Source organism: Streptomyces sp. JK94, assembly GCF_053613315.1.
Genome location: NZ_JBSICH010000016.1, coordinates 30,904 through 48,439, shown reverse-complemented (window position 1 = coordinate 48,439; position 17,536 = coordinate 30,904). Strand labels below are relative to the sequence as shown.

Sequence of the window (17,536 nt, the reverse complement as noted above, 5' to 3'; positions counted from 1 at the left end):
CTCGGGAGCCCGTGTGGACCACTTGTGACGGACCGGGGGCCACCGCGACCGGCGGTAACGGCCCCGACGCGCGCGAGAGCGCTCCTCTGACTACGGTCGAAGTGTGGTGGATCACACATTCGAGGAGCTCGTGCACAAGCGTCGCGCGGCGGATCTGGCGCGGCGCCGGGTCGAGGAACTGCGCGACTCGTACGGGCCTCCCACGCAGCACCGGTGGACCCCGCGGCAGTCGCACACCTACGAGACGGCCGTACGGGCCTGGCGCGACCTGGACCGGGACGCGCAGACCGCGATGACCGAGTACGTCAAGGAGGGGGGCCAGTCCCGGCACAAGATCGAGGCGAAGGTCCGCAAGGCCGTCCAGGACGGCTGACCGGCGCCCGCCGGCCCTGTGCCCGCTGCCCCGGCAGGTCTCAGCCCCGCCGGGCCCCGGCCCCGCCGACCAGGTCGCGTGCGGCCTCCAGCGCCGCCGCCCGGTCCTCGGGCACCAGACCGATGCGGGTGCGCCGGTCGAGCAGGTCGGCCTCGTCCAGGGCGCCCTCGTGGCGCAGCGCCCAGAGCAGCTCGGCCCGCGTGACGGGGTGGTCCGGCAGGACCCGCTCGCCGAGCCGGGCGTCCCGGGCGGCGAGGGCCTGTACGGCCGGTGCCTCGGTGCCGTAGCGCCGCACCAGGCGGCGCGGCGCCCGCAGCGCGGCCAGGACGTCGGGGGCGGCGGCGCCGACCAGGGGGAGCGCGGCGGTGGGGGACGGGCCGGCGCCGAGCCGGCGGGCGGCGACGGCGGCGTCCACGGCGTCCTCGGCCATGCGCCGGTACGTGGTGAGCTTGCCGCCGACCACGGTGATCACGCCCTGGAACGAGGTGAGCACCGCGTGCCGGCGCGAGACGTCCGCCGTGCGGGATCCCTCGGGCCGGCCGGCGGACGTGGTGTCCAGCAGGGGCCGCAGGCCCGCGAAGGCGCCCACCACGTCCTCGCGGTGGACCGGCACGTCCAGTACGGAACCGAGCACGTCGAGCAGGAAGCCGACGTCGGTCTCGGGCACCTCGGGCACGTCCGGGACGTCCCCGTCGACGGGTTCGTCGGTCAGCCCGACGTAGACGCGGCCGTCGCCCTGGGGGAGGACCAGCACGAAGCGGTTGGTCTCGCCGGGGACCGGCACGTGCAGACCCGCGGGGAGCGGGCCGAGCCGGTCGGAGCGCAGCACGAGGTGGGTGCCGCGGGAGGGCCGCACCCGGATGCCGTCCACGAGGCCGCCGGCCCACACGCCCGAGGCGTTGATGACCGCACGGGCGCGGATCACGCCCTCCTCACCGGTGAGTTCGTCGCGCACCCGCGCGCCGGAGGCGGTCAGCTCCAGCGCCCGGACGCGGGTCAGGACGCGGGCACCGCGGGCGGCGGCGGTCCGGGCGAGCGCGGTCACCAGCCGGGCGTCGTCGGTGAGCCGTCCGTCCCAGGACAGCAGCCCGCCGCGCAACCCGTGGGAGCGCACCGCCGGAGCGAGGTGGCGGGTCTCCACCGCCGACAGCCGGCGCGGCGCGGGCAGCGTGGACCGGGCCGTGCGCGCCGCCAGGCGCAGGGTGTCGCCGGCCCGGAACCCGGCCCACGCCAGCGCGGCCCGGCCGCGGGGGACCAGCGGCGTCAGCGGCAGCACGAACGGCTGGGCGTGTACCAGGTGCGGCGCGGTGCGTGCCATCAGCACACCGCGCTCCACCGCGCTCTCGTGGGCGACGTCGAGCTGGGCGGAGGCGAGATAGCGCAGACCGCCGTGGATGAGCTTGGAGCTCCAGCGCGAGGTGCCGAAGGCGAGGTCGTGGGCGTCCACCGCGACGACGCTCAGCCCGCGGGCCGCGGCGTCCAGCGCGGTGCCCGCGCCGGTGGCGCCGAGCCCGACGACCAGGACGTCCACGACCGGGCCGCCGACGGTGTCGCTCAGCTCGCGCGAGCGGCGTGCGGCGGACAGGGAGGACCCGGTGGCGGGGTCGCCGGCCGGGCTCATGGCGCGAGGGTCCTCTCCAGGATGGTCCGCAGCTCCGCGAGGAAGGCCGTGGAGGTCAGCTCGGCGTCGTCCTCGTCGGCCATGGTCCGCAGCGACAGGGCGAAGGACTGGACGATCAGCAGCACCGACCGTGCCTGCCGCCCGAGGTGGTCCGGTCGCACCGACCCGTCGGCGTGACCCTCGCCGAGCGCGTCGGCCAGCAGCTCCAGCAGGGCCTCCTGGCTGGCTCCGCGCCGGTCGAGCACGTAGGGCAGGAGCAGCTCGGGGTCGACGTCGACGATCTTGCGGAAGAGCGGGTGGGCGCGGAACGCCCCGACCCCGGTCACCAGCCCCTCGACGACGCGCAGGCGCGCGTGCGCACCCGGCCGGGACGCGGGGACGGCGTCGGTGGCCACGGCGATCCACTCCCGGGTCATCAGGTCGCCGACCAGGGACCGCACGTCGGGCCAGCGCCGGTACAGCGTCATCCGGGAGAGACCGGCGCGGCGGGCGACGTCGGTCATCGTGGTGCGGCGGACCCCGACGGCGAGCACGCAGTCGCGTACGGCGTCCAGCACCGTGTCGTTGTCCGCGGCGTTCGGCCGGCTCGCGTTGTTGTGACGGTTAGGCGTCATGTGTAACAGTGTAACGCCCGTGGGGCCGCGCAGCCGGCAACCCCGCACCGACCGTGAGGACGACAGGCGATGGACATGTTGTGGAACGGCTGGGGCGACCCGGCCAGGGCGACGCCGCTGCCCGACACGGTGACCGGGCTGCTGCGCGAACTGCTCGGCGTGCCGCCCCACGAGACCGCCGCCGTCCCGCTGGAGGAGATCGACGTACCGGTGTCACCGCCGGACGAGGCCGCCCGCCGCGCCCTGGAGGCCGCCGTCGGCGGTCCGGAGCACGTGCGTACGGACGTGGAGAGCCGCATCCGGCACACCCGCGGCAAGTCCACCCCCGACCTGCTGCGGATGCGAAGCGGCGACACCGCCGACGCCCCGGCCGCCGTCGTCCTCCCGGCCGGCCACGAGGACGTGCTCGCCGTCCTGCGGGCCTGCGCCGCGCACGGTCTGGCCCTGGTGCCCTTCGGCGGCGGCACCTCCGTCGTCGGCGGCCTCGCCCCCGGCCGCCGCGGCGGCTTCGTCGCCCTCGACCTGCGCCGCATGGACCGCCTGCTCGACCTCGACGAGACCTCCCGCACCGCGACCCTGCAACCCGGCCTGCGCGCACCCGAGGCCGAGGCGCTGCTCGCCGCACGGGGCTACACGCTCGGCCACTTCCCCCAGTCCTACGAGTGGGCCACCCTCGGCGGCTTCGCCGCGACCCGCTCCAGCGGCCAGGCCTCCGCCGGCTACGGACGCTTCGACGAGATGGTCCTGGGCCTCACCCTCGCCACCCCCGAGGGCACCCTCGACACCGGCCGCGCCCCGCGCTCGGCGGCCGGCCCCGACCTGCGCCAGCTCGTCCTGGGCTCGGAGGGCGCCTTCGGTGTCATCACGTCGGTCACCGTGCGGGTGCGGCCCGCTCCCGAGGTCCGCCGCTACGAGGGCTGGCGCTTCGCCTCCTTCGACCAGGGCGCCGCCGCGCTGCGCCGCCTCGCCCAGGACGGACCGCGCCCCACGGTGCTGCGGCTGTCCGACGAGACCGAGACGCTGGTCGGCCTCGCCCGGCCCGACGCCATCGGCGCCCCCCTCGCCGGGCAGGAGGCCGGGTGCCTGGCGGTCGTCGGCTTCGAGGGCACCCGGCAGGACACCACGCACCGCCGCGAGGGCGCCGCCGACGTGCTCGGCGCGTGCGGCGGCACCTTCGCCGGCGCGGAGCCGGGGGAACACTGGGCCCAGGGCCGCTACTCGGCGCCCTATCTGCGCGACTCCCTGCTCGACGCCGGGGCGCTCGCCGAGACCCTGGAGACGGCGGCCTACTGGTCCCGCGTCCCCGCGCTGTACGCCGCCGTGTGCGAGGCGCTCACCGGCACGCTCACCGGGGCCGGCACCCCGCCCCTGGTGATGTGCCACATCTCGCACGTCTACGAGAACGGCGCCTCCCTGTACTTCACCGTCGTCTCGGCCCGGGGCGACGACGCCGTGGCGCACTGGACCCGGGCCAAGCACGCGGCCAACGAGGCGATCCTCGCCGCGGGCGGCACCATCACCCACCACCACGGAGTCGGCACCGACCACCGCGACTGGTACGTCCGGGAGGCGGGCGCTCTCGGCGTAGCGGCCCTGCGCGCCGTCAAGCGGAGCCTGGACCCCGCCGGGCTGCTCAGCCCCGGCGTCCTCCTGCCCGCGCCCTGAGTCCTGGCGCCCGCTGCTGCCCGGTCCCGGACGGCAGGAGCCCCCGTGCCGACCGGCGCCCCGCCCGCCGAGGCGCCCCCGCCCCCGTGAGACAACAGTCCGGCACCACCCGTCAGCCCGGAGGCAGATCGATGCGACAGTTCACCGCCGTCGTCAACCCCACCGCGGGCGGCGCCACCTCGGCCGCCGCGCTGCTCGGGGTGGCGCGGCTGCTGCGGGAGGCGGGCGCGGAGCTGGAGACCGAGTACAGCCGCAGCCTCCCGCACGCCCGGGAACTCGCCCGGCGGGCCGGACGGCGGGGCCGGGTCGTGCTCGCCGTCGGCGGTGACGGCATGGCCGGTGCGATCGGCGGTGCCCTCAGCGGCACTGGTGCCCCGCTCGGGCTGGTCCCGGCCGGCCGCGGCAACGACTTCGCCCGCGCCCTGCGGCTGCCCACCGGGCCGGCGGCACTGGCCGGGGTGCTGCTGCACGGTGAGCCCCGTCCCGTCGACACCATCGAGGTCACCTCGGCCGTCCACGACCGCACCGTCGTGCTCGGCAGCGTCTACGCCGGTGTCGACGCGCTCGCCAACCACCACGCCAACCACGCGCGCCTGCTGCGCGGCACCGCCTCCTACTACACGGGCGCCCTGCGCGCCGTCGCCGGCTGGCGCGCGACACGCTACCGGGTCACCGTCGACGGCCGGGAGCACGCGTTCACCGGCTACACCGTGGTGGCCGCCAACTCGGGCTACTACGGCTCCAACCGCCTGATCGCCCCCTCCGCCCGGGTGGACGACGGCCTGCTGGAGGTGGTGATGATCCACGAGGCGCCGCGGCGGCTGTTCTTCGCCCTCATGAACGAGTTGGGGACGGGGGCCCACGTCCACAGGCCCCAGGTCCGGGTCCTGCGCGGCAGGGAGGTCCGTGTCGAGACCGACCGGGTCGTCCCCTACGGCGCCGACGGCGAGGTCGAGGCCGTCGTCCCCGTCACGGCCCGGGTGCTGCCGGGGGCACTGCGCGTCCTGGTCCCCCGGGGGGAGTCCGCGGGGCCGGCGGCGTGACCCGGGACCGGGCCCCGGCCTCCTCCCGTTCCCGGGGCGCCGCCGAGAGGCCGAGGAGGCCGCGACGGCCCCGGACACCGTCCCGTGCCGGGCACGCCGACGGGCCGGCCGCCGACCTCGGCGACCGGCCCGTCGGGCGTACGCGCGGATCAGCCCCGGGGGGTGGTGAAGCGTTCCCACACGCGGTGGGAGCCCATCAGCCGCGTGATCTGCTCCAGGGCCCCGGTACCGGAGTCGGCGACGACCACACCGGGAGCGTCCGCGGGCACGCCCGACGCGTCGAGCGCGGCCTCACCGCCCGCCCAGACGCCGATCGCCTTGCCGTGCCGGAACGCTTCCGACACCAGCAGGCTCACCCGCGGGTCGATCGTCCCCGGCCGGGCGGGAGTCGGAGCCGCCTTGTAGTCCCGCGGGGTGTGCGCGTCACCGCCCATGTCGGGCGTCCCCGCCAGCAGTACGGCGTCGAACTCGACGGACCGGGCGGTGACGTAGCTGCGCTGGACGGTCAGCGCCCCGTCGCCCGAGCCGATGGTGCCGCCGGTCGGTGCCACGACCAGCGGCACCATCCCCGCGTTCAGCACCGCCTCCCGCACCGCCGTGACGCCCTCCAGGTCGGCCCCGCCGGTCACGATGCCGACGACCCGGCCCTCGGTCGGCCAGACCCCGCCGACCTGGGACAGCGCCGGGCTGGGCTCGACGTCGGCCAGCGGCACGGTCGGCTGCGGGGCGGGCAGGCCGAGGCCCTCGGCGACGCCCGCGCACAGCTCGGGGTCGATGTTGGCCAGCACCTGGAGAGTCCGCTCCCTGATGGCCTGCTCGTAGCACTTGCCCAGCTCGAAGGTGTAGGCGCCGATGATGTGCTCGCGCTCCACCGGGCTCATGCTCAGCCAGAACCGGCGGGGCTGGCTGAAGTGGTCGGCGAACGACTCCGGAGCCTCGCGCACCTTCGTCGACTCCGGAACCCGCACCGGCGCCTCCATGAAGGCGCCCGCGTCCGCCCCGGCGGTGAACGGGCAGCCGCCGTCGAGGGAGTTGGGCCGGTAGGGCGCGACCCCGCGGTGCACGGCGGTCTGGTGCATGCCGTCGCGCAGCATGTCGTTGACCGGCGCCTGGGGGCGGTTGATCGGCAGCTGCGGGAAGTTGGGCCCGCCCAGACGCGTGATCTGCGTGTCGAGGTAGGAGAACAGCCGCCCCGCGAGCAGCGGGTCGTCGGTGACGTCGATACCGGGCACCAGGTGGCCGACGTGGAAGGCCACCTGCTCGGTCTCGGCGAAGTAGTTCGACGGGTTGCGGTTCAGCGTCAGCAGCCCGACGGGCTGCACCGGCGCGAGTTCCTCGGGGACCAGGTTCGTCGGGTCCAGCAGGTCGATGCCCTCGAAGGTCTGGTCCGGGGTGTCGGGGAAGGTCTGGATGCCCAGCTCCCACTGCGGGTGGGCGCCCGCCTCGATGGCGTCGGCGAGGTCCCGGCGGTGGAAGTCCGGGTCGACGCCGTTGATGAGCTGCGCCTCGTCCCAGACCAGGGAGTGCACGCCCAGCTTGGGCTTCCAGTGGAACTTCACCAGCGTCGTGGCACCCTCGGCGTTCACCAGCCGGAAGGTGTGGACGCCGAAGCCCTCCATCATCCGGTAGGAGCGCGGGATGCCGCGGTCACCCATGAAGAAGATGGTGTGGTGGGTGGCTTCGGTGTGCAGCGAGACGAAGTCCCAGAAGGTGTCGTGCGCGCTCTGCGCCTGCGGGATCTCCCGGTCGGGGTGCGGCTTCGCGGCGTGCACGACGTCCGGGAACTTGATGGCGTCCTGGATGAAGAAGACCGGGATGTTGTTGCCGACCAGGTCGAAGACGCCCTCGCTGGTGTAGAACTTCGTCGCGAAACCGCGCGTGTCCCGCACGGTGTCCGACGACCCGCGCGAGCCGACCACCGTGGAGAACCGCGTGAACACCGGCGTCTCCACGTCCGCGGCGAGGAACCCCGCCTTGGTCACGGAGGCCGCCGTGCCGTAGCTCTGGAAGACACCGTGCGCGCCCGCGCCCCGCGCGTGCACCACGCGCTCCGGGATGCGCTCGTGGTCGAAGTGCATGATCTTCTCGCGCAGGTGATGGTCCTGCAGCAGCACGGGCCCGCGCGGGCCGGCCTTGAGCGAGTGGTCGGTGTCGTGCAGCCTGGTGCCCTGGGCGTTGGTCAGGTAGCTGCCGGACTGCGCCACCCGGGCCTGGTCGGCTCCGGTGGGCTGACCGGTCGGCGACACGGTGTCCGGACCGCTCTGGTCCGGCTTCGGGGGCAGCGGCTCCCGGGGCTCGGTGGGTTCGGCGACGGAAGGCGTCGCGGAGTTGGGCTTGCCGGGAATCCCGTCCGCCGGTCCGCCTCCCTCGCCCTGCAGGCTCTCGGTGACCTTGTGGGCTGCTCGCTTGAGGGGGTTGGCCTCGCTCATCGACCTTTTCTCCGTTCTGGGCGGGCCGCTGCACGCGACCGGACATGTTCGAGTACCGAATGCCGTGATGGGCTGTGACCGCGTACCCAGTGAGCGGGACTCAAGGCATGGGGCGCGCGAGGAACGGCGGCGGACGGCTCAGACGACGGTCTCGCCGTCGTGGGTCCCGCCCTGGCAGCGCTTCGTGAAGGTGCCCGCCCCCGTCCCGTCGACCGAGACGATGATCACTCCGCCGCCCTGGATGCACTGGGCCGCCGTCACGTCGCCGGGGAGGCGCGCGGACCGGAGCGCGGCGGTGTCGGCCGGGCCGGAACGCGGCACGGCGGCCTCGGCGGGAACGACGCACAGTATCGACACGGTCAGGGCCGCGACCGCGGCCCACGACGACTCGCGCATGGGACAGCTCCTTTTCACCGGTGCCGTACCAGCGTCACCGGCCGCCGTCGGCCGCGCCACCGGAGGCGCGCGCACGGGGGGAGGGCCCCGGCCGGGGACACCGATGCTGCCGGCCGGATCGACCAACAGCACCGGGGACACCGGCCGGGGCCCTCGGGAGCCGCGGTTCCCGCCGGACGCTAGGCCACCGTGTGCGTCACGTGGACCGGCTCGAACGAGATGCGGGTGCGTCCACCGCCGTCCGCCCAGACCACCTCCACGGCGGCCCCGCCGGCCGTCACCTCCGTCACGGCCTCCGCCGCGACGGGCCCCGGCTCTCCGCCCAGCGCGGCCACGCAGACGTGCAGGGAGGTGCCGCCCGCGTCACCGGTCAGCCGGGGCAGCTCGGCCCACGGCGCGAACGCGGTGCCCTGCGGGGCGCGGACGGTCTCGGGTCCGGTGTGCCAGCCGTGCAGGCCGTGCAGCGCCGACACCAGCGGTTCACCGGGGCCGGTGGCCCATCCGGTCTGGGTGAGGCGTGCCCCGGCCGGCGCCCCCACCACCCGGTGCACCCGCAGCTCGTACGGCCCCCGCGCCACCGTCACGCTCTCGACCCGCAGCCCGGGCACCATCGGGGGCCCGCCGGCGAAGACCGGCCGGTGCCAGGAGGCCGCCCAGCCCCAGCCGTCACCGTGTCCCGCCCCGAGCGGGTGGATACGACGGCGCACACTGCGCCGGCCGCCGACCTCCACCGACAGGTGGTTGTCCGCGACGTTCGCCGTCGCCGTGGGACCCGTCCGGGTGGAATAGGCCTGGCGCCCGTAGTGCGGGTCGTCCTGGGCGGCCGACTCGCCCTCGTGCGGACGGACGTGGTCGCTGCCGTGGTTGTGCAGCCGCACGATCCCGTCGCCGCGGGTCGCCTGCACCAGCAGTCCGGGCGCGGGCAGGGCCAGCACCCGGTCGGCCTCCTCCACCGGGGCGGCCTCCTCCACGGCCGTCCACAGCGGGTGGCCGGCGGGGGCGAGGAGGGCCAGGAACGCCTTCGACGCCCAGTAGGGGGAGGCCGGCCCGGAGTACGACTGCAGGGTGGCCTCGTGCGGGCCGTACCAGCCCGCGCTGAGCAGCCCGTCGTCGGTCAGCGCGCCCCGCTCCAGGAAATGGCGCAGGGTGCCGCTGGCCAGCCGCCGCGAGACGCCCGGCGCCAGCGGTGTGTGCCCGGTGACCGCGCCCAGGCCCACGGCGGCCGACGCGGCGAACCGGTACGCGAGCGAGCGGCCGTAGTGCAGCGGCGCCCCGTCCGCGCCGAACGTCAGGGCGAAGCCCTCGAGGTGCGTGCGCAGCCGGTCGCCGTACCGGGCGGCCTGCCCGGTGTCGCCGGAGAGGTGCGCGTCGAGCACCGGGTAGAGGTGCAGCGCCCACCCGTTGTAGTGGTCGAAGGCGCGTCCGTCGCCGTCGGCGTACCAGCCGTCGCCCCGGTACCAGCCCTCCATCAGTTCCAGTGCCCGCTCCCGGGCCGCCGCGGTCTCGGCGTCGCCGCGGCCGACCGACTCCAGGAAGCCGGCGACGGCGTACGGGAACAGGTACCAGTTGTTCGGCGCCGGGACGTGCCGCAGGGCCCCACGCAGCCACTCCTCCACCCGGTCCCGCACCCCGGCGTCGAGGTGCTTCCACAGCCAGGGGGCGGTCAGCCGCAGCCCGAGGGCGACGGACGCCGACTCGACCATGGGCTGGCCCTGGACGTCGTGGTCGAGGATCACCGGCCAGGACTCGGTGTCGTCCCCGCCGGGGGAGCGGGTGCCCGACGCCAGCCCCCGCGCGTAGCGGTCCAGCCAGCCGTGCGGGTCGTCGCCGCCGGCCCCCGCGACGCGGAAGGCCGCCGCGAGGAAGGTCCGGGCGAAGCCTTCCAGGCCGTCGGAGCGCACCCCCGACCGCGAGGGCCTGCCCGGCAGGTCGAGCAGGGCGCAGCCCGGGGTGCTCCAGCGCCACGCCGCCCGCAGCAGCCCGTCCGCGACGGCTTCCCAGTGGGCGCGGGTGTACCCGGTGTACGGGCTCAGCGCACGGTCCTCCGTGGGCAGTTCGAACGGGATGCTCATGCCAGGAACGCCAGCCTTTCGCGTCGTACGGGATGGAGGAAGCCGGCGCCGGAGGCCCAGCGGGTGGTCTCGGCGAGCGCGAGGTCGGCCAGGCGGCGCCACTCGTTGCCCTCGGAGCCGGCGAGGTGCGGGGTGATCAGCGCGTTGTCGCAGTCCCACAACGGGTGGTCCGGCGGCAGGACCTCGGGGTCGGTGACGTCCAGCACCGCCCGGATCCGGCCGGCCAGGACGGCGTCGGTGAGCGCGTCCTGTTCGACGACGGCCCCGCGGGAGGTGTTGATCAGCACCGCGTCGGCCGGCATCGCGTCGATCAGCGCACGGCCGACCAGACCGCGGGTCGTGGGCAGCAACGGCGTGTGCACGCTGACGGTGTCGCAGCGGGCGAACAACTCGGGCAGCTCGACGCGTTCGACGCCGAGCCGGGTGGCCTCCGCGTCGCTCACGAACGGATCGTGCAGGAGGACGTGGACGTCGTGCGGCCGCAGCAGTTCCACCACCCGGCGGCCGATCAGCGAGGCCGACAGGATGCCGACCGTGCGGTGGTGGTTGCCGACGCTGCGCGGTGTGCGCAGCCAGTCGCCGCGCGACCGGGACGTCCGGTAGTCGCGGGCGCGCTCGAACACCCGCTTGCCGGTGAGCAGGATCATGCCGAGTGTGTACTCGGCCACCGGCAGCGCGTTGGCCGCGGCGGCCGAGGAGACCTCGATCCCCCGCTCCCAGCACGCGTCGGTGACGTGCCCGCGGACGCTGCCCGCCGTGTGCACGACGGCCCGCAGCCGAGGCGCCGCCCGCAGCACGTCCGCGTCCAGCGGCGGACAGCCCCAGCCGGTGATCAGCAGGTCGACGTCGGCCAGCACGGACCGGGCCCGCGGTGCGGACAGGTCGTCCAGCACCGGCAGCGGCGCGAGGTCGCAGACCCGGCGGAAGGCGTCGAGCGAATCCGGGTCGAGGACGGCCGAGGCGGCGTCCGGGGACATGGCCACGGCGGCACGGGGCCGGGGGCCGCGGTCGGGCGAGTCCGGGGAGTCGGGGTCGTACGGGGTCACTTGACGGCTCCGGCGGTCAGGCCGCTGCGCCAGAATCGCTGGAGCAGCACGAAGGCGAGGATGAGCGGCAGTACGGCGAGCAGCGATCCCGTGATCACCACCGGGTAGTACTCGGGCGAGACGGACGCCGCGCTGTTCCACTGGTACAGCCCGAGGCTGACGGGATACAGGTCCTGGTCGGACAGCATCACCATGGGCAGGAAGAAGTTGTTCCAGATCGTGGTCAGCTGGAAGAGGAAGACGGTGACCAGACCGGGGCCGAGCATTCTGAGTGCCACCCGGGCGTACGTGGTCAGCTCGCCCGCCCCGTCCACGCGCGCCGCCTCCAGCACCTCGTCGGGCACGTAGCCCCGTGCGAAGATGCGGCCGAGGTAGACGCCGAACGGATTGAACAGCACCGGGATGAACACCGACCAGAAGGTGTTGACCAGGCCGGCCTCGGACGCCATCAGGTACAGCGGCAGCGCGAGCACCGTCTGCGGGACCATGACGGCGGCCAGGACCAGGCCGAACAGCTTCTCCTTGTGCCGGAAGCGGTACTTGTCGAAGGCGTAGCCGCAGGCCACGCTCACCAGGGCGCCGACCGCCGCGCCCAGCACGGCGTACAGCAGGCTGTTGACGTACCAGCGGCCGTAAAGCCCGCCGTCCATGGCGAACAGGTCCCGGAGGTTGTGCAGGAAGGAGGAGTCGCCCAGGGACAGCAGGTCGCTGCTGAACAGCGCGTCCCGGTCCTTCGTCGCGGCGAGCACGAGCCACAGCACGGGCAGCAGGGTGTACAGGACAAAGATCGCGACGACCGCGTTGACCGTCGCCCGGCCCAGCATTCCGGAGCGCGGCCGGGAGGTGTCGGTGGCGCTCATCGGGTCTCCTCGGCGTCGGCGCGGCCGGTGAAGCGGGTGACGCCGTAGGACAGGGCGATCGTGCAGACGAGCAGGACGACCGAGGCGGCCGCCGCGAGACTGTAGTTGTTGCGGGTGAAGGCCGCGTCGTAGATGTACATGCTCGGCGAGAACCGGGAGCTGATCATCGGGGAGGACTGGCTGAGCAGCATCGGCTCGGTGAAGAGCTGGAGCGCCCAGATCAGGGTGAAGATCGACACCATGACGAGGGAGGCCCGCACCAGCGGGGTCTTGACCTGGAGCGCCGTGCGCACGGGCCCCGCGCCGTCCACGACGGACGCCTCGATCACCTCGCGCGGTACGGCCTGGAGCGCCGCGTAGAAGATCACCACGTTGTAGCCGAGGTTGCTCCACAGGGCGATGTTCACGATGGACGGGATCACCGTGTGCACGCCCAGGAAGTCGATCGTGACGTCACCCTGGGCGAGCAGTTCGATGACCGGGCTGATGCCGGGCGTGTACAGGTACAGCCAGATGAGCGCCGCGATGATGCCGGGCACCGCGTGGGGCAGGAACAGCGCGAGCTGGGCGAAGGCGCGCAGCCGGACCGCGCCGGAGTCCAGCAGCAGGGCGAGGAGGAGCGCGCCGGCGACCATCAGGGGGATGTAGATCAGGCAGTACAGCGCGACCGTGCCGAGCCCGCCGAGGAAGGTCGGGTCGGTGAGCACGGCCGCGTAGGAGCGCAGCCCGACGAAGATCGTGCGCTCGGGCCCGAAACCGAGGCCGGGCTGGTCTTCGCTGAAGAAGCTGAGGTGGACGGCCGTGCCGACGGGGATCAGGAAGACGGTGACCAGCAGGGCGAAGAACGGCGTCATGAGGACGCCGCAGGCGGTCAGCTGCCGGCGCTTCGCCGCTCTGCGGGCGCGCGGGCCGGACGCGGAGGGCGCCGGTCCGGTGGCGCGGGACGCGCCGGCCGGCACCCGTGGGCGGGTGGTCGTGGTCATGGGGTGTCACCTGCCTTTCGTCGGCTCAGGTGCTGTGCTGGGTGGTGGACAGGCCGAGGGCCTCGAGGTCGGGCATGGTGCCCTCCTGGGCGGCGCGCAGGGACTCGACGAGACTGCCCTGGCCACCGCCGACCCGGGCGAAGGAGTCCTGCATGACCTTCTGGGTCGCGCTCATCCTCGGACCCCACAGCCATTGCCCGCCGATCTTCCCGGCCTCCTGCTCGAACAGGGTGTAGATGTCCTGCCCGCCGTAGTACGACCGGTCGAAGGCGTCGCGGCCCACGGAGACCAGGTCCGGAGCGGCCGGGTACTGACTGCTGGTGCCGCTGGAGAGGCGGGCTCGCAGGGCGTCGGGGTGGGAGACCTGCCACTCGATGAACTCCATCGCGGCCTCGGGGTGGCGGCTGTCCTCGGTGACGGCGAAGGTGGAGCCGCCGTGCGTGCCGGCGGACGGGTTGCCGGGGTCCCACTGCGGCAGCGGCGCGATCCGCCACTGGCCCTTCTGCCCGGGCCGCGCGTTCATCTGCGCGCCGGCGTCCCAGGCGCCGGTGAGCCGGGTGAGGACCAGGCCGTTGCCGATCTGCGCGTCGGCCTGCCTGCTCTCGACGGCGTTCATGAAGACGTCGTCCCGGTCGACGAGGCGCTGCCAGTAGTCCGCGACCCGCCGGGAGGGCGCGTCGGCGAGGGACACGTTCCAGGCGCCGCGCGAGGTGTCGAACCACTGGGCGCCCGCCTGCCAGGCGTAGCAGGCGAACTGGGTCATCCCGTCGGTGGGGAACAGCACCAGGCGGCGGTCGGGTGCCTTGCGGCGCACGGTGGCGGCCTGTTCGGCGAATTCGTCCCACGTGCGCGCGACCCGCAGTCCGTAGTGCTCGAACAGGTCGGCGCGGTAGTGCATGACCATGGGCTCGACGTCCAGCGGCACGCTGTACACACGGCCCTCGAAGGTGGTCAGCCCGAGCGCCTGGGGGAGCAGGTGGCGGCGCAGGCGGTCGCCGACCAGGTCGGTGATGTCGCGGGCCACGCCGTCGATGGCGAACCCCGGTACCTGCGGGTACTCGATGGTGGCGACGTCGGGCGCGTTGCCGGCCCGGGCGGCGTTGCTGAGCTTGGCGTAGCCGCCCTGCCCGCCGGAGGGGATCTGCTGGAACTCCACCCGGACGTTGCGGTGCGTGCGGTTGAAGGCGTCGACCACCTCCTGGCTGCCGCGCAGGGCGGACCAGAAGGTGATGCGCGTGGTGGTGCCCGTGCGGGCCGACGATGCGCCGTTCCCCCCGGTGCAGGCGCTCACGGCTCCTGTCAGGGGTACGGCGGACATCGCGGCGAGCACGGACCGACGGCTGGGTGGTCGTCCGGGCATGGCGTCGCCTCCCGCGGCTCCTGCGGGTCCGCGGTGAGCGGACCCGGCTGTTCGGGACACGGGAATCCTGATCGCCCCGACTCAAACGGTCAAGAGATCGATCATAAGAAAATGAAACGATCAAACGATCAGTAGGTCGGAGGAGCCGTCGATCCCCGGACCATCAGCCGCGGCAGCAGCTCCACGCGCCGGGCCGGCCGGGCGCCGGGCGCCTCGGACAGCCGCTGGAGCAGCAGGTCGGCGGCCAGGCGCCCGACCTCGGTCTTCGGCGGCGACACGGCCGTCAACGGCGGGGAGCCGAGCCCGGCCACGACATCGTCGTACGCCACGACCGAGCAGTCCTCCGGCACCCGTACCGCTTCCTCCGCCATGCGCTGGACCACCATCAGCGCGTCCACGTCACCGTGCAGCACCACGGCGGTCGCCCCCAGCCCGCGCATCAGGGCGGGCAACTCGGCCGTCTCGTCCGCGGAGTAGGGCCCGTCGGCCCCGGCCTCCGGCGCGATGAGCGCCCACGCCCACCGCTCCACCAGGGGGTGCTCCCCGGCGATCCCGGAGAAGGCGGCACGCAGCGAACGCGCGGTCGGGCTGTCGTGGCGCGTGGCGAACAGGATGCGCCGGTGCCCGAGCCCCACCAGGTGCTCCACGGCCAGCTGCGCGCCGTACCAGTGGTCCGAGCACACCGAATCCAGGGCGTGCAGGGCGCTGCCGCGCCACGGGCGGCGCTCCATCAGCACCGTCGGCACCCCGAGCGCGGCGAGCCACTCGTGGTCGGCCTCCTCCTCGGCCCTGCCGCGCCAGCGCGGGGCGATCAGCAGCCCGTCCGCCCCCGCCGCCAGAGCCCGTTCCACCAGGGGTCGTTCGGCACCGGAGGCCTGCGGCGCGAGATGCAGGGCCACGCGCAGACCGGCCTCCTCCAGAACCGTGCGGGCGCCGTGCAGGGTCTCGTTCAGGTACGAGTGCCGTACGGGCACCACCACGGCCACCCGGTCCCCGGCCGCCCCCCGGTCCCCGGCCACCGCGCTCACCTCGGCGGCTGCCTCCTCGGCGGGCAGCGTCGAGCGCACGACGCCGTGTCCCCGGCGCAGTCTGCCCTCGCGCGTCAGCTCCTCCACGTCACGGCGCACCGTCACCACGGAGACCTGCAGTTCGTCGGCGAGATCGCGCACCCGCGCGGTCCCCCGCGTCCGGACCGCCGCCAGAATCCGCTGGCGCCTGAGATCGACCGGCTCGCGCATCAGTCTCCCCACCCGAAAATGTTCGTTTGAGCGTTTCGCCGTCATCATAGCGATCGCCCGTCCCGGGTGCGGGCCGCCGTCCGGACCGGCGGCCTCCTGGGGCTCGGGGTCCGCGAGGAGGGTGCCCAGCGGGCCCAGGTCGGGGTTCAGGTCGCCGCGGCTGAGGCCCTGCTGCGTGCAGAGGTCGTCCACCATGCCGCGGTCGGATGAGTTCGAGGACGGCGTAGAGGGTTCCGGTGCGAGGGGCGCAGACGACCTCGTCGTCGTACGTGGTCATGCGGTGGTCCTTCCGGGGGCGGTCCTCGCGGCCCGGTCACTGCTCCTGGGCACCGCGCCGGTAGCGGGCGACTCTGCGGTACTGGAGCAGGTCGCCCGCCGAGTCCAGCCCGACCTCGTAGGTGGCGAGCAGGCTGGTGGTGTCGGGGATGCGCGCCACTTCCAGCACGTCCACCCTGACGATCCAGCCGTCGTCCTCGCTCCGGCGCACCGCGGAGACCCTGTGCAGGCGGTGCCGGATCAGCTCGGCCAGGGCGTCCGCGGCGCGCTGGGCGGCGTCCCGGGCGCCCCGCACGGCACGCTCGCGCGTGGTCGTGGAAGTCGTGCGGCGCCGTCACTCGCCAGGTTCTGTCATGCTGCCCGCTCTCGTCGCGGGACCGGGTCCGCGCGTGCGCAGTTACCCCATCCGGGGGCTGCGCGGGGCGTACCGCCCGTGGGGGCGGGGGCGGGGGCGGGGGCGGGGGACGGGTGATGTATGACCGGTGACCGAGGGAAGGGTCGGGTGTCAGGTCCCCGGCGTGGTGGCGGCCCGGCGTCGGCAGTGCAGGAAGAGGTGGGGTTCCGGCCGAGCGTCCGGGTGGGCCGGGGTGAACAGCGACGCCTCCTGCGCCAGCACCTCCAGGCCGGCCTCCTCGGCCAGGGCGGTGAGATCCTGCGCGGTGAAGCTGGACACGCGCACCGGCTGCCCCATGAAGGTGGCGTCGACGTCCTCCACGTCCAGCGGCACGGTGGCCAGGACCAGGTGGCCCTCCGGTTTCAGCACGCCCACCAGGTGCCGGACGAGGTCGGCCTGCTCCCGCCGGTCCAGCTGGAGCAGCGAGAAGTACACGCACACCGCGTCGAACGACCCGTCTTCGAGCGGGACGTCACGGATGTCGGCGCACCGGAAGGAGGCGGCGGGTACCTGCCGGGTCGCCAGCTCCACCATCACGGGGGAGACGTCGACCCCCAGCACGTCGTGCCCGGCGTTCGCGAGCGTCTCGGCGGTGGGCCGGCCCGTCCCGCATCCCACGTCCAGCACCCGGCTGCCCGGCGCGAGTCGCCCGAGCAGCCACTCCAGCGAGCGCCGGTGTGTCCTCGACGCGGCGAACGCCTTTTCGTAGTCGGCACCCAGCGCGTCGAACGCGGCGGCGGGTGGCCGTTGCTGGTCGTCGGTCACGACGGTCCCTTCGGTGGGATGAGCCGGTGCCGGGGGCATCGTTCCATCACGAGGTTCCACCACCAGCGAGCCGCCGACAAGGGACCTCCGGACGATTGACCCGGACGGGCGGCCCCGGGTCACCTGCACGGGCCGCCTCACGGCACGGTTCCGCGACGCACCGGGGCCGACGACGTCTCGTACGCCGTGGCACCGGGCCGGGGGCCGACGTTCCGAGCGGCATGGGCCGCACCGGCGTACGTACGCGAGCGTCGCCCAGCGGTCGCCCGCCCCCAGGGCGAAGCACCCGCCCACCCCCGGAGCGAAGCACCCCGCCCGGCCGAGACAGGCACCCCACCGGTGGCGCGTCCCCGGTCCCACGGCTGGTCCCGTGCCCGTGTCCGTGCTCATGTCCGTGTCCG

Annotated in this window: 15 protein-coding genes and 1 pseudogene; 3 read left to right on the top strand and 13 right to left on the bottom strand. The window is 74.4% G+C overall.

The window, feature by feature from the left end; all coding sequences use genetic code 11:
• The first annotated feature begins 106 nt into the window (after positions 1–106).
• The gene (locus ACVV2G_RS16025; RefSeq protein WP_453843519.1) at positions 107–373 is read left to right on the top strand and encodes a hypothetical protein; all 267 of its coding nucleotides are present in this window, start codon (positions 107–109) and stop codon (positions 371–373) included.
• 40 nt (positions 374–413) lie between these two features.
• Here ACVV2G_RS16025 and ACVV2G_RS16020 read toward each other — a convergent pair whose 3' ends face one another.
• Positions 414–1,994, bottom strand: a complete 1,581-nt coding sequence (locus ACVV2G_RS16020; RefSeq protein WP_453843355.1) for a glycerol-3-phosphate dehydrogenase/oxidase — start codon at positions 1,992–1,994, stop codon at positions 414–416.
• The gene (locus ACVV2G_RS16015; protein ID WP_453843354.1) at positions 1,991–2,608 is read right to left on the bottom strand and encodes a TetR/AcrR family transcriptional regulator; all 618 of its coding nucleotides are present in this window, start codon (positions 2,606–2,608) and stop codon (positions 1,991–1,993) included. The genes ACVV2G_RS16020 and ACVV2G_RS16015 overlap by 4 nt, the downstream gene beginning before the upstream one ends.
• A gap of 69 nt (positions 2,609–2,677) precedes the next feature.
• Between ACVV2G_RS16015 and ACVV2G_RS16010 the strand changes: the two genes are divergently transcribed.
• Complete coding sequence (locus tag ACVV2G_RS16010; protein WP_453843353.1) at positions 2,678–4,273, top strand: FAD-binding oxidoreductase; 1,596 nt, start codon at positions 2,678–2,680, stop codon at positions 4,271–4,273.
• Positions 4,274–4,404: 131 nt separating this feature from the next.
• Positions 4,405–5,316: a diacylglycerol kinase family protein gene (locus ACVV2G_RS16005; protein WP_453843352.1), complete on the top strand. Its 912-nt coding sequence runs from the start codon at positions 4,405–4,407 to the stop codon at positions 5,314–5,316.
• 149 nt (positions 5,317–5,465) lie between these two features.
• Here the strand turns inward: ACVV2G_RS16005 and ACVV2G_RS16000 are convergent, their stop codons facing one another.
• The 11 genes and pseudogenes from ACVV2G_RS16000 to ACVV2G_RS15950 form a co-directional block, all read right to left on the bottom strand.
• Positions 5,466–7,745 (bottom strand): catalase, encoded by a 2,280-nt coding sequence (locus ACVV2G_RS16000; RefSeq protein ID WP_453843351.1) that lies wholly within the window; start codon positions 7,743–7,745, stop codon positions 5,466–5,468.
• Positions 7,746–7,883: 138 nt separating this feature from the next.
• Complete coding sequence (locus ACVV2G_RS15995; protein WP_453843350.1) at positions 7,884–8,141, bottom strand: hypothetical protein; 258 nt, start codon at positions 8,139–8,141, stop codon at positions 7,884–7,886.
• A 179-nt stretch (positions 8,142–8,320) separates the two neighbouring features.
• On the bottom strand, positions 8,321–10,213 hold the full coding sequence (locus ACVV2G_RS15990) for a DUF2264 domain-containing protein (protein ID WP_453843349.1): 1,893 nt from the start codon (positions 10,211–10,213) through the stop codon (positions 8,321–8,323).
• Complete coding sequence (locus ACVV2G_RS15985) at positions 10,210–11,190, bottom strand: hydroxyacid dehydrogenase (RefSeq protein WP_453843518.1); 981 nt, start codon at positions 11,188–11,190, stop codon at positions 10,210–10,212. The genes ACVV2G_RS15990 and ACVV2G_RS15985 overlap by 4 nt, the downstream gene beginning before the upstream one ends.
• A 65-nt stretch (positions 11,191–11,255) precedes the next feature.
• Entirely contained in the window at positions 11,256–12,119 is an 864-nt protein-coding gene (locus ACVV2G_RS15980) for a carbohydrate ABC transporter permease (protein ID WP_453843348.1), read from the bottom strand.
• Positions 12,116–13,102, bottom strand: a complete 987-nt coding sequence (locus tag ACVV2G_RS15975; RefSeq protein WP_453843347.1) for a carbohydrate ABC transporter permease — start codon at positions 13,100–13,102, stop codon at positions 12,116–12,118. The genes ACVV2G_RS15980 and ACVV2G_RS15975 overlap by 4 nt, the downstream gene beginning before the upstream one ends.
• 25 nt (positions 13,103–13,127) lie before the next feature.
• Positions 13,128–14,462 carry an ABC transporter substrate-binding protein gene (locus tag ACVV2G_RS15970; protein WP_453843346.1) on the bottom strand — a complete coding sequence of 445 codons (1,335 nt, stop codon included), beginning with the start codon at positions 14,460–14,462 and terminating at the stop codon, positions 13,128–13,130.
• A gap of 128 nt (positions 14,463–14,590) precedes the next feature.
• Positions 14,591–15,700, bottom strand: a complete 1,110-nt coding sequence (locus tag ACVV2G_RS15965; RefSeq protein WP_453843517.1) for a substrate-binding domain-containing protein — start codon at positions 15,698–15,700, stop codon at positions 14,591–14,593.
• Between the two features lie 162 nt (positions 15,701–15,862).
• Positions 15,863–15,977: pseudogene (locus tag ACVV2G_RS15960) on the bottom strand (gas vesicle structural protein GvpA); the annotation flags it as partial.
• Between the two features lie 36 nt (positions 15,978–16,013).
• Complete coding sequence (gene gvpO / locus ACVV2G_RS15955; protein ID WP_453843345.1) at positions 16,014–16,271, bottom strand: gas vesicle protein GvpO; 258 nt, start codon at positions 16,269–16,271, stop codon at positions 16,014–16,016.
• Between the two features lie 210 nt (positions 16,272–16,481).
• Entirely contained in the window at positions 16,482–17,174 is a 693-nt protein-coding gene (locus ACVV2G_RS15950) for a class I SAM-dependent methyltransferase (protein ID WP_453843344.1), read from the bottom strand.
• Positions 17,175–17,536: the final 362 nt, after the last annotated feature.